Annotated in this window: 17 protein-coding genes and 1 tRNA gene; 16 read left to right on the top strand and 2 right to left on the bottom strand. The window is 71.6% G+C overall.

Annotated features, from left to right (window positions below; all coding sequences use genetic code 11):
• Positions 1 to 266 precede the first annotated feature (266 nt).
• The gene (locus AB0K43_RS15205) at positions 267 to 737 is read right to left on the bottom strand and encodes an NUDIX domain-containing protein (RefSeq protein WP_363639706.1); all 471 of its coding nucleotides are present in this window, start codon (positions 735 to 737) and stop codon (positions 267 to 269) included.
• An 18-nt stretch (positions 738 to 755) separates the two neighbouring features.
• Between AB0K43_RS15205 and AB0K43_RS15200 the strand changes: the two genes are divergently transcribed.
• The 16 genes from AB0K43_RS15200 to AB0K43_RS15125 all read left to right on the top strand — a co-directional run bounded on the left by AB0K43_RS15200 (position 756) and on the right by AB0K43_RS15125 (position 10,045).
• A complete protein-coding gene (locus tag AB0K43_RS15200; protein ID WP_363639684.1) occupies positions 756 to 1,535 on the top strand; it encodes a GntR family transcriptional regulator in 780 nt (259 codons plus the stop codon).
• Positions 1,536 to 1,672: 137 nt separating this feature from the next.
• On the top strand, positions 1,673 to 2,020 hold the full coding sequence (locus tag AB0K43_RS15195) for a hypothetical protein (protein ID WP_363639682.1): 348 nt from the start codon (positions 1,673 to 1,675) through the stop codon (positions 2,018 to 2,020).
• 5 nt (positions 2,021 to 2,025) lie between these two features.
• Positions 2,026 to 3,405: an FtsK/SpoIIIE domain-containing protein gene (locus AB0K43_RS15190; protein ID WP_363639680.1), complete on the top strand. Its 1,380-nt coding sequence runs from the start codon at positions 2,026 to 2,028 to the stop codon at positions 3,403 to 3,405.
• An 85-nt stretch (positions 3,406 to 3,490) separates the two neighbouring features.
• The gene (locus AB0K43_RS15185; protein ID WP_363639678.1) at positions 3,491 to 3,730 is read left to right on the top strand and encodes a hypothetical protein; all 240 of its coding nucleotides are present in this window, start codon (positions 3,491 to 3,493) and stop codon (positions 3,728 to 3,730) included.
• A gap of 3 nt (positions 3,731 to 3,733) precedes the next feature.
• Positions 3,734 to 3,907, top strand: coding sequence for a hypothetical protein (locus tag AB0K43_RS15180; RefSeq protein WP_363639676.1), 174 nt, complete (start codon positions 3,734 to 3,736; stop codon positions 3,905 to 3,907).
• Positions 3,908 to 3,992: 85 nt separating this feature from the next.
• A complete protein-coding gene (locus AB0K43_RS15175; RefSeq protein ID WP_363639675.1) occupies positions 3,993 to 4,262 on the top strand; it encodes a hypothetical protein in 270 nt (89 codons plus the stop codon).
• Positions 4,263 to 4,347: 85 nt separating this feature from the next.
• Entirely contained in the window at positions 4,348 to 5,028 is a 681-nt protein-coding gene (locus tag AB0K43_RS15170; protein ID WP_363639673.1) for a DUF2637 domain-containing protein, read from the top strand.
• Between the two features lie 16 nt (positions 5,029 to 5,044).
• On the top strand, positions 5,045 to 5,236 hold the full coding sequence (locus tag AB0K43_RS15165; RefSeq protein ID WP_363639671.1) for a mobile element transfer protein: 192 nt from the start codon (positions 5,045 to 5,047) through the stop codon (positions 5,234 to 5,236).
• A 15-nt stretch (positions 5,237 to 5,251) separates the two neighbouring features.
• Positions 5,252 to 5,440, top strand: a complete 189-nt coding sequence (locus AB0K43_RS15160; RefSeq protein WP_363639669.1) for a hypothetical protein — start codon at positions 5,252 to 5,254, stop codon at positions 5,438 to 5,440.
• 17 nt (positions 5,441 to 5,457) lie between these two features.
• Positions 5,458 to 5,997 carry a hypothetical protein gene (locus AB0K43_RS15155; RefSeq protein WP_363639667.1) on the top strand — a complete coding sequence of 180 codons (540 nt, stop codon included), beginning with the start codon at positions 5,458 to 5,460 and terminating at the stop codon, positions 5,995 to 5,997.
• Between the two features lie 137 nt (positions 5,998 to 6,134).
• Positions 6,135 to 6,689: a GGDEF domain-containing protein gene (locus tag AB0K43_RS15150; protein WP_363639665.1), complete on the top strand. Its 555-nt coding sequence runs from the start codon at positions 6,135 to 6,137 to the stop codon at positions 6,687 to 6,689.
• 101 nt (positions 6,690 to 6,790) lie between these two features.
• Entirely contained in the window at positions 6,791 to 6,976 is a 186-nt protein-coding gene (locus AB0K43_RS15145; RefSeq protein WP_363639663.1) for a hypothetical protein, read from the top strand.
• Between the two features lie 4 nt (positions 6,977 to 6,980).
• Positions 6,981 to 7,157 (top strand): hypothetical protein, encoded by a 177-nt coding sequence (locus AB0K43_RS15140; protein WP_363639661.1) that lies wholly within the window; start codon positions 6,981 to 6,983, stop codon positions 7,155 to 7,157.
• Positions 7,158 to 7,299: 142 nt separating this feature from the next.
• Positions 7,300 to 8,580 (top strand): replication initiator, encoded by a 1,281-nt coding sequence (locus AB0K43_RS15135; protein ID WP_363639659.1) that lies wholly within the window; start codon positions 7,300 to 7,302, stop codon positions 8,578 to 8,580.
• Complete coding sequence (locus tag AB0K43_RS15130) at positions 8,577 to 8,786, top strand: DNA-binding protein (RefSeq protein ID WP_363639657.1); 210 nt, start codon at positions 8,577 to 8,579, stop codon at positions 8,784 to 8,786. Before AB0K43_RS15135 ends, AB0K43_RS15130 begins: the two co-directional genes overlap by 4 nt.
• Positions 8,783 to 10,045: a site-specific integrase gene (locus AB0K43_RS15125; protein ID WP_363639655.1), complete on the top strand. Its 1,263-nt coding sequence runs from the start codon at positions 8,783 to 8,785 to the stop codon at positions 10,043 to 10,045. The genes AB0K43_RS15130 and AB0K43_RS15125 overlap by 4 nt, the downstream gene beginning before the upstream one ends.
• A 73-nt stretch (positions 10,046 to 10,118) precedes the next feature.
• Here the strand turns inward: AB0K43_RS15125 and AB0K43_RS15120 are convergent.
• Positions 10,119 to 10,192: transfer RNA gene (locus tag AB0K43_RS15120), tRNA-Ala, on the bottom strand.
• Positions 10,193 to 10,264: the final 72 nt, after the last annotated feature.

The raw sequence follows: 10,264 nt of genomic DNA, 5'->3' as shown, positions 1-10,264 counted from the left end.
CCGCCCCTCGGGCGCGGACGGTCGACGGCGAAGCCCCAGCCGGGGCGAAGACAGGAGGCGGGGCGCGCGCCGGCGGACGGCCGGCGCCGCCGCGCATCGCGCGGCACCCCGAACCTTGTGTGAGGCTGCTTGCCAGTCAGTTCAGGAGGTCGGGAATCGACGCCGGTATCTCCGATGCCGCCGTGATGTGCCTTCCCCTCTCTGCTCCGCCCTCCCCCCGCGCCGAGCGGAGCGAGGTGCCTTGAACCCGTAGAGAAGGTTTTTACTCAGCTCCCGGACATGGTCAGCGTGCGCCCGTCATGGGCCCGGATGTGCGGGGGCTCGTCCTGGAGCGCATCTGTGATGCGGACCGCATAGACCTCGCCCATGTGCGCGCGAACCTCGTCCGGGGTGAGCCAGGAGACCGCCGTGGACTCGTCGGACAGCTGCTCGGCGCCGCCGATCGGGTGGCAGCGGAAGACCAGGGCGACGATGCCCCGGGTCATGTTCTTGTAGACCCCGGTGAGCCGGTCGACCTGGACGTCGACACCGGTCTCCTCGAAGACCTCGCGTCGGACGCCGGCCTCGACGGTCTCGCCGAGTTCGAGCACCCCTCCTGGCGGCTCCCAGGTCCCGTTGTCTGCCCGGCGGATGGCCAGGACGCGGCCGTCCTCGCGGACGACGACGCCGGCCACCGACACGGAGTGGAGCGGCGTTGACGGGGCTTCTCGGTGGCTGCTACTCATGTACAGGAGAATAGGAGCCCGAGAAGGACTATGGCGAGCGGTGAAGCGGCCTCTACGGCCAAAGCGAAGTATCTGCAGATCGCCGATGACCTTGCGACGCAGATCCGCACGGGGGTCCTTGGCCCTGGAGCGGCTGTTCCGAGCGAGGCCGAACTCATGGAGCGGTACGGCGTGGCGTCCGGCACGGTGCGCAAGGCCGTCGCGGAGCTGCGGACGACCCAACTGATCGAGACGCACCACGGCCGCGGCTCCTTCGTCCGCTCCCGGCCCCCGGTGCAGCGCAAGTCCTCCGACCGGTTTCGGCGGGCCCACCGCTTGGCGGGAAAGGCGGCCTACCTGGCCGAGGCCGAGCAGTCCGGCGGCACGCCCTCGGTGAACGTCCTCTTCGTCGGCCCGATCGAAGCTCCGGCCGAGATCGCCGAGCGCCTGGACGTTCCGGCCGGCACCAAGGTGCTCGCACGGAAGCGGCGCTATTTCCGCGACGGCACTCCGACCGAGGAGGCCACCTCCTACCTGCCCTGGGACGTGGTGAAGGACATCCCGGAGATGTTCGCCGAGAACCCCGGCGGCGGCGGGATCTACGCCCGGCTGGAAGAGCACGGGCACGCGCTCGCCGAGTTCACCGAGACCGTGCGGGCCCGGCTTGCGACCAAGCCCGAGACGACCGCGCTGGCGCTGAGCCCCGGATCGCCGGTGATCCACCTGGTCCGGAACGCCACGACTTCCGCCGGCCGCGTGGTCGAGGTCTGCGACACCGTGATGGCCGCTGACCAGTTCGTTCTTGACTACCGGTTCGCCGCCCGAGACTGACGGACGATCAACTTCCGCAACCCGTCCCAGGATTCTTCCCGGGGCGGGTTGACTCATGTACAGGAGTCGGGCACTCTTCTACTCACCAACTCATGTACATGAGTGCATGAGAGCACCTCTTCTAGAGGAGATGGAACGTGCCCGTCTTCAAGATCGACACTTCGACCGCCTTCGTCTTCGTGGTGGTCCCGCCCGCGCTCAAGCTGGTGAACAAGCAGACCGGGGAGGTCGCCCTCGACCGGGAGACCGGTGCCCGGCTGCTGACGGTGGGCCTGACCATCGCCGATGAGGGCGAGGCGAACCTCTACACCGTCACCGTGCCGGAGACCGGTGTCTCCGAGGGCCTGACGGTCGGCACGCCGGTGGCGGTGACCGGGCTCAAGGCCCGTGACTGGGAGAACGAGTTCAACGGTCAGAAGCGGCACGGCATCTCGTTCCGGGCGGCGGCGATCACCTCGCTCGTCCCGGCTGCGGTGCAGGGCTGATCGCCGTGTCCGAGCTGCTGACGCTCGCCGAGGTGGGCGGTCCGCTGGCGGCCGTCGCGGGCGGTGCGGCCTACGCCCGGGTCAAGGCTCCGGCCGTGTACTGGTCGGCGGTCGGTCTGCCGGTCACGGCCGCGCGGTTCGCCGCTACGTACAGCTCGACCATGGAGTCCTGCGGGCTCACGGTGGAGCCGTCCCGGCTCCGAGTCCTGCTGCTGCGGGCGACCACCCGCCGCGAGATCCGCCCGGTCCCGCCGAGGATCTGCCGCGTGCGGCCGACCTCGACGGGCCTTCGGGTCCGGCTCCGACTGGCGCCGGGACAGGAACCACTGGACGTGCAGGCCTCGGCCGAGCGTCTGCGGCATGCCTGGGGTGTGCACGCCGTGCACGTGGCGGTGGTCAAGCCCGGTGTGGTCGAGCTGCGGATGACCGGCTTCGACGTGCTCCGCGAGGTGCGGATGCCGCGCCGTCTGCCGGCCGGGGACCTGCTGGTGCCGGTGGCCCTGCGGGACGACGGTACGGCCTTCGTCCGGGACTACCGGGCGATTCCGCACAGCCTGAACCTCGGCGCCACGCTGTCCGGCAAGTCGGTCTACATGCGCAACCTGATCGCGGGCCTGGCCCGGCGGCCGGTCGCGCTGGTGGGGATCGACTGCAAGCGCGGCGTCGAGCAGGCACCGTTCGCGCCCCGGCTCTCCGGCCTCGCCACCGACCCGGAGCAGGCCAGCGCCCTGCTGGACGCCTTGGTGGGGGAGATGGACGACCGGTACGAGCTGATCCGCTCGCACCAGGGGATCCCGGACTCGGTGCGGGAGGAGGAGATCACCTCGGACATCTGGGGTCTGCCGGCGAAGCTTCGGCCGGTGCCGGTGGTCCTCCTGGTGGACGAGGTCGCGGAGCTGTTCCTCGTCGCCACCCGCAAGGAGGAGGAACGGCGCGACCACATGGTCACCCAGCTGATCCGCCTCGCCCAGATCGGCCGGGCCGCCGGCATCTACCTGGAGGTCTGCGGCCAGCGCTTCGGCTCCGAACTGGGCAAGGGCGCCACCATGCTCCGCGCCCAGCTGACCGGCCGGGTCGTGCACCGGGTCAACGACAAGCCCACCGCGGAGATGGGGCTCAGCGACATCTCGCCCGAAGCCACCTTCGCCGCAACCCAGATCGCCCCGGAGACGCCCGGCGTCGCCGTGGCCGGCGACTCCTCCGGCGGCTGGTCCCTCATCCGCACCCCGCTGCTGACCCTGGCCGAGGCCGCCCGGATCTGCCGGGACAGCGCTCACCTCACCCCCGAGCTGCCCGCGCTTGCGGCCTTCCGGCCGGCCGTATCGGCGGTACCCGAAGCGGCCGATGTGCCCTCGTTGGTCAAGCCCCGCCCCGTGACCGGCTGACGATCTCCCGATCCGGTCGGCGCAACCGCCCACGCGCCAAGTCCCTACCCCCGCCATACCCCAAACGGCCCGAGAGGACCATGCCGTGTCCGCGACCATGGCTTTCTACCCCGAGCCCGGCTCCCGCGTGACCTGCCACGACTACGGCACCGAGCGCACCCCGATCTTGAACATGTGGTCCGCCCCCGTGACCCTGACGCTCGCCGGGGACGACAAGCTCCCGCTGGCCGACCATCTGGCCTTCGCCCGGTCCCTGGCCGCCGAGACCGCCGCCTACCTCGCCGCCCTGGAGCGGTACGCCGCCCTGACCAACCAGGCCGCGTGAGCGATGGCTGTCACCCGCAAACCCAAGGCCGCCACCCTGCCCGAGTGCCCCGCCTGTGCCGGTGAGGGCTGGGTGCGCGAAACCCACACCGTCGGCCGGGGCAAGAAGTCCCGCCCCGCCGGCGAGGTCGAGGTCCTGTGCCCCACCTGCCTCGGCACCGGCACCGCAACCCAGTAGCACTCCACCGCATCCGTCCGGCGCGGCCGTCTCCGCGCCACATCCCTACCCCGTCATGCCCGGACAACCTCAGAAGGAGCCTGCCATGGGCCTGTTCAGCCGCAAGAACACCGACGCACCCGCCGACCGCTTGGTACAGAGCGCAACCGAGCTGCGCCACCTCGGTGCCCACAAGCACTACGAGAAGACCGTCCAGGAGCGCAACGCGGTCGGCGCCGCCGCGGCCCGTGCTGCCGACCACGGATCGCCGCAGGACATCGTGCGGACCCACGCCGCTCTGCAGAAGGCGGATGAGGCCGTGTGGACGGCGATCAAGGACGCCGACCGCTGGGGCGAGCGCCGATACAGGCGCTGACCTCCCCTTACCCATACCCGCCCCGTCGGGGCCGGGCGACGGCCTTGTTGCGTCGCCCGGCCCGACCTCGGAAGAGGAGCCACGGATGCGCCTGCCTCGCCCGGACGCCGTCCTCATCCAGGCCGCCATCGCCGGCGCCCTGTCCTTCGCCCACCTCCACGACCTCGCGCAGGCCGCCGGGCAGCACGGCTGGAAGGCATGGGCCTACCCCGTGTCCGTCGATCTGCTGCTGGTCGCCGCCTGGCACCGCATGCGCACCCTGCGGGCCAACAACGCCCCGGCCCCGGCCGCCTGGACCTGGTTCGCCATCGCCCTGACCGCCTCGCTCGGCGCCAACGTCGCCACCGCCGGACTCCTCGACCTGGCCCACGTCCCGGCCTGGCTGCGGATCCTCGTCGCCGGGTGGCCCGCACTCGCCTTCTTCGGCGGCACGCTCCTCGCCCACAGCCCCGCGGCCACCGAACCCGCCACCCCGGCCCCGGAGCCCGAACTCCCGCTCTACACACCCGAAGCACCGCCCGCCGCTGCCCCAGCCGCAGCCCCTGATCCGGAAGCCGTCCCGGCACCCGAACCGGTGCCCGCCCTGCCGCCGGCCCCGGCTCCCGCCCCGCCGTTCGCGGTCCCCGCCGCCCTGGTCGACCACGCCCGCAAGGTCGCCGACGACCACCAGGCCCGCACCGGAACGCCGATCGACACGGACACCCTCCGAGCCCGCCTCGGTGTCCCAGCGCACTTCGCCGCCGCCATCGCCGCCCAGCTCACCTGACCGGAGGACAACCGCCATGGCCCGCCCGATCCGCCCCCGCAACGTGATCCGCATCGGCCCCGTGCAGGTCGCCACCTACTACGACGGCCGGGGCCGCGAGAAGCACACCGCCGCCTGCACCGCACCGCGCTGCGGCTTCTGCGCCGACTACACCTCCCGGCCCGCCGCCGAGATCGCTGCCCGCACCCACCGCTGCACCGCCCGCTGACAGGAGAACCCCGCCATGAACATCACCCTGCCCCTGGTCCTCGTCCTGGGCATCGGCGCCTGGGCCACCGTCAAGTTCCTCGGCATCCGCCTCTGGGTCGCCGCCCTGATCGCCCTGTTCGGCTTCTACCTCGCCGGGACGTTCCTCGCCCCGCTCATCGACCAGACCACCCGCTCCGGCGTTGACGCCGTCAGCACCAAGTAGCGGACGGAGAAGCCGAGATGACCACTGCACTCCTCCTGCCCGGGGCCCTCGCCCTCGGGCCGGAAGGGGCCGCGCTCGTCGCCGAGATCGAGGCATACCTCGCCACCCTCCCCGCGGCAGCCCGCCCCGCCGTGCTCCCGTACTTCTGCAACTACGGCAGCACCGTCCAGCCCTGGAACACCGGCTACCCGCAGGCACGAGCAACGCTTCTCGACCGGATCGTCCACCGCCCCGCTCGACCCGTCCCGGTGAGCGTCGCCGACCACCTCCGGCTCACCTCCCGCTACCTGACCGCCTTCGGCTGGCTCCAAGGAGCCCTATGGGACACCGCCGGCCGGGTCTGCCTCCTCGGCGCGCAGACCGCCGTCCTGGCCCACGGCTACGGCACCCCGGCCACCGTCGGCCGGGCCCGCAACCAGGTCATGGAAGTGCTCCACAGCACCGGCCGACCCGTCACCTCCCCGGACGTCTTCAACGACGCCCCGACCACCCGCCAGGCCGACGTCCACCACCTGCTCGACCGGGCCTCCGCCCGCGCGCTCTCCCTCGGTATCTGACCGGCCTTCGGGGTGGCAGCAAGCCGCCAAGCATCCCGCCGCCCCGGGCCGCAACCCGCACCGCACCTCGGGTGAGTGACGGGACTCGAACCCGGCACGCACCCCGTCGCCCGATTCCGCCCGGAAGGACTCGCACGATGGACCTCACCTCGATCCTCACCGCGGCCGGCGTTCCCCTGGCCGGCTGGACCAGCCACACCGCCTGGCTCTACCGCAAGCTCCTCACCGCCCGCCGTGACCCGCTGACCGCCCTGCACACCCGCGACGGCTTCACCACCCGCGCCGAGCACCTGATCCGCACACTTCCTGGCCGAGTCTCGGTCCTGCTCATCGACCTGGACGACTTCAAGGCAGTCAACGACATCCACGGCCACGCCGCCGGAGATGCCGTCCTCGCCACCACCGCCGAACGCCTGCACACCTGGTGCGGCCGGACCGGCACCGCGGCCCGCCTCGGTGGGGACGAGTTCGCCCTCGTCGCCCTGGACGTGACCGCCGACCGCCTGGAACTGCTGAGCACCGCCCTTACAAGGCGGGTGTCGGTGGCTGGGCTGTCCATCCCGGTGGGCGCCTCGGTCGGCGTCTGCCACCTGGCCGACCTGCCCATGCCCTCGCTCACGGACGCGCTCTCCGCCGCCGACCGCGACATGTACTCCCACAAGCCCGACGGCCGGACCTCCCGCCGCCGCTAGCAAGACCGGCCCCCGGGGTGGCAGCAAGCCGCCAAGCATCCCGCCGCCCCGGGGACCGCAACCCCTTCCCGAACCCAAGGCCCACGAAGGAGACCTTCATCATGCCCCAGCACAGCCACGCCCCGACCCGGATCTGCCCGGACTGCTCCGGCTTCGCCACCGCCGTGATCACCACCGGCGTCCGCAACCGTGACGGCTCCCGCCACACCATCCCGGTCACCTGCCGCACCTGCCTCGGCGCCGGCACCGCCGCCCGCCCCGTGCCCGCCACCGTCACCGCCGGCTGACCCGGTGGCGCTCCTCGACTGGCGCGACTCCCGCCACTGGGACAACAAGCCCGCCCCCTGCGGCATCTGCGACCGGCCCACCAACCTGCGCTCCGAGCGCGGCAAGCCCGTCCACAAGGTCTGCGCCGAGGACTGGACGGCCCAGCACCAGCAACCCGAGCCCGCACACCGCGACCGCTAACCCAGCTCCCGGCCGGCTGGCCCCCTGACGAGTCCAGCCGGCCACCTCCCAACCGACCGGAGGTACCGCCATCCCCGCCACCGCCGCGCCGCCCGTCGCCGATCTCCTCAACCTGGCCCAACTCGGCACCATGCCCGCCCTCATGCGACAGCTCTCCGGCCTCGCCGGATGCACCCACCCCATCCGCCTCCACGGCCACCGCACCGAGCACACCATCGACACCACCACCGGCGAGATCGGCCCCGTCCTGCACCACCTCGACTCCAGCCAACTGCCCGCCGGGAACCTACTGCTGCGCTGCGGCAACCGCCGCACCACCCGCTGCCCCTCCTGCGCCGAGACCTACCGCCGCGACACCTTCCACCTGATCACCGCCGGACTCACCGGCGGCAAAGGCACCCCCGACACCGTCGCCACCCACCCCCGCGTCTTCGCCACCTTCACCGCCCCCAGCTTCGGCCCCGTCCACAACCGCCCCACCACCGGCCGCTGCCGCTGCGGCACCACCCACCCCACCGACGACCCCACCCTCGGCACGCCCCTGAACCCGGACACCTACGACTACCAGGCTGCCGTCCTCTGGAACGCTCACGCGGGCAAGCTCTGGGCCCGCTTCTCCATCCACCTGCGCCGCGAGATCGCCAAGCGCGCCGGCCTCACCCAACGCGAGTTCGCCGCCTTCGCCCGCGTCTCATTCGGCAAGGTCGCCGAGTACCAGAAACGCGGCGCCATCCACTTCCACGCCGTCATCCGCCTCGACGGCCCCGCCGGCGGCACCACCCGCCCACCCTCCTGGGCCACTGCCGAACTGCTCACCGACGCCATCCGCGCCGCCGCCCGCCGCACCGACATCCCCGGCCCCCTGGTCGACGGCCACGAACACCGCTTCGCGTTCGGCACCCAGCTCGACATCCGCACCATCCGCAGCACCGACTTCAACGGCCCCGTCCAGATCACCGACCGGGCCGTGGCCGCCTACATCGCCAAGTACGCCACCAAAGGCGCCGAGACCGCGACAGGAGCCCTCGACCGCCCCGTCCGCCTGATCGGCGAAATCGCCACCCTCGACATCCCCGAACACGCCCGCCGCCTCATCCGCACCTGCTGGACCCTCGGCACCCGCCCCGAACTCGCCGACCTCCGCCTCCGCGCCTGGGCACACATGCTCGGCTTCCGCGGCCACTTCTCCACCAAGACCCGCAAATACTCCACCACCCTCGGCGCCCTCCGCGACGCCCGCGCCGCCTGGCGCCGCGCCCAGACCCTCGAACACCTCCACGGCCCCGACCACCAGGCCGACGACGACACCACCCTCGTCGTCGCCCACTGGGTCTTCGCCGGCACCGGCCTCACCCCCGGCGAGACCTGGCTCGCCCAAGCACTACAACCCACCCCCGGAACGGAAGGAGAACCCACGCGATGAGCACCACCGTGATCGAGCGCAAGTGGCACACCATGGCGGAAGTCGCCGTGATGCTGAACTTCGGCCTCACCAAGACCAAGATGCTGGTGCTCACGGGCCAGATCCGTTCGGTGAAGGAGGGCCGCGACCGCAGGATCCTGCCGATGTGGGTGGACGAGTACGTGGCCCGCAAGGCTGCCGAGGCCGAGCAGGGATGGTCCGCATGAGCGGCAAGCGCGGCAACGGCGAGGGGTCGATCTACCCCCGGAAGCAGGGCGGCTTCGCCGCGTACGTCTGGGTGACCAAGCCCGACGGCACCCGCGACCGGAAGTACGTCTACGGCAAGACCCGGACCGAGACCCACGAGAAGTGGCTCAAGCTGCACACCGCGGCCAAGGCCGGCCCGGTGTCCACCAGCGCGCCCACCCTCGGTGGCTACCTCGACTACTGGCTCCGGCAGGTGGTCAACCCGCACCTCAAGCCCAAGACCGCCGAGACGTACGAGATGCACGTCCGCCTGTACATCGCCCCTGGCCTCGGCTCGAAGCGGCTGGACAAGCTGACCGTCCGCGACGTGCGCGAGTGGACGAACAGCCTGCTCGACGCGTGCCAGTGCTGCACCCAGGGCAAGGACGCCGCCCGCCCAACGGCTCACCGCGACCCGAAGCGCCGTCAGCGCTGCTGTGCGATCGGCCGGTGCTGCGATCAGCGGCTCTCGCACCGCACCGTCCGGGATGCCCGCAACACCCTCCGCTCGGCGCTGACCACGGCCATCTCCGAGGAACTGATCACGAAGAACCTCGCCGCCCTGGTCAAGCTCCGAACGCCCAGGAGGGCCCCTCGCAAGCCTTGGTCCGTCGAGGAGGCCAAGACCTTCCTTGAGTCCGCACGACGCGACGGAGACCCGTTCTACGCCGCGTACGTGCTGATCCTGGTGCTCGGGCTGCGACGCGGTGAGGTGCTGGGCCTGACGTGGGGTTCGGTGGACCTGGACGCCGAGCTGCTGACGGTGGAGGCCCAGCTGCAGCGGATCCGGCGTCAGCTCGTCCACGACGAGACCAAGACCGACGCCTCGACCGCGGTCCTCCCCCTGCCGGACATCTGCACTGCGGCGCTGCGCTACCGCCGGCAGGTGCAGGCGTCCGCCGAGCGCGCCGCCGGCGACCTGTGGGCGGGGCTCAACTTCGTCCTCACCACCCGTACCGGCTCGCCGATCGAACCGCGCAACTTCAACCGGTCGTTCAAGCGGCGGTGCGAGCTGGCCAGCGTCCGCGTGATCCGGCTGCACGACACCCGGCACACCTGCGGGTCGCTCCTCGCCGCGCTGGACGTGCACCCGCGGATCGCGATGCAGATCCTCCGGCACAGCAAGATCGCGGTCACCATGGAGATCTACACCCACGTACCGTCAGAGGCGACCCGTCGCGCGCTCAAGAAGCTCGGGAAGCACATCACCACCCCCGAAGCACCCGAGCACCCGGCGTAGTTGCTGTACTTCACTGCTGTACAGACGATCAAAGGCCCTCCCGGATGATCCCGGAAGGGCCTTTGACATTGGGTGGAGCTGAGGGGATTCGAACCCCTGACCCCCTCGATGCGAACGAGGTGCGCTACCGGACTGCGCCACAGCCCCAACGAGAAAGAACTCTATCACCTCTGCGGGGCCGCTCATGACCGCCCCGGAAGCGGGACCGCCCCGGCGCGG

It is taken from the genome of Kitasatospora sp. NPDC049258 (assembly GCF_040678895.1).
Taxonomy (GTDB): domain Bacteria; phylum Actinomycetota; class Actinomycetes; order Streptomycetales; family Streptomycetaceae; genus Kitasatospora.
This window is presented reverse-complemented; position numbering and strand designations above follow the sequence as displayed.

What these genes read in the sequence shown, in the direction of transcription:
- AB0K43_RS15125 (WP_363639655.1), top strand. Translation starts at nt 8,783, where the DNA reads ATGAGCGGCAAGCGCGGCAACGGCGAGGGGTCGATCTACCCCCGGAAG.
- AB0K43_RS15135 (WP_363639659.1), top strand. Translation starts at nt 7,300, where the DNA reads ATGCGACAGCTCTCCGGCCTCGCCGGATGCACCCACCCCATCCGCCTC.
- AB0K43_RS15160 (WP_363639669.1), top strand. Translation starts at nt 5,252, where the DNA reads ATGAACATCACCCTGCCCCTGGTCCTCGTCCTGGGCATCGGCGCCTGG.
- AB0K43_RS15145 (WP_363639663.1), top strand. Translation starts at nt 6,791, where the DNA reads ATGCCCCAGCACAGCCACGCCCCGACCCGGATCTGCCCGGACTGCTCC.
- AB0K43_RS15200 (WP_363639684.1), top strand. Translation starts at nt 756, where the DNA reads ATGGCGAGCGGTGAAGCGGCCTCTACGGCCAAAGCGAAGTATCTGCAG.
- AB0K43_RS15170 (WP_363639673.1), top strand. Translation starts at nt 4,348, where the DNA reads ATGCGCCTGCCTCGCCCGGACGCCGTCCTCATCCAGGCCGCCATCGCC.
- AB0K43_RS15175 (WP_363639675.1), top strand. Translation starts at nt 3,993, where the DNA reads ATGGGCCTGTTCAGCCGCAAGAACACCGACGCACCCGCCGACCGCTTG.
- AB0K43_RS15150 (WP_363639665.1), top strand. Translation starts at nt 6,135, where the DNA reads ATGGACCTCACCTCGATCCTCACCGCGGCCGGCGTTCCCCTGGCCGGC.
- AB0K43_RS15180 (WP_363639676.1), top strand. Translation starts at nt 3,734, where the DNA reads ATGGCTGTCACCCGCAAACCCAAGGCCGCCACCCTGCCCGAGTGCCCC.
- AB0K43_RS15165 (WP_363639671.1), top strand. Translation starts at nt 5,045, where the DNA reads ATGGCCCGCCCGATCCGCCCCCGCAACGTGATCCGCATCGGCCCCGTG.
- AB0K43_RS15155 (WP_363639667.1), top strand. Translation starts at nt 5,458, where the DNA reads ATGACCACTGCACTCCTCCTGCCCGGGGCCCTCGCCCTCGGGCCGGAA.
- AB0K43_RS15130 (WP_363639657.1), top strand. Translation starts at nt 8,577, where the DNA reads ATGAGCACCACCGTGATCGAGCGCAAGTGGCACACCATGGCGGAAGTC.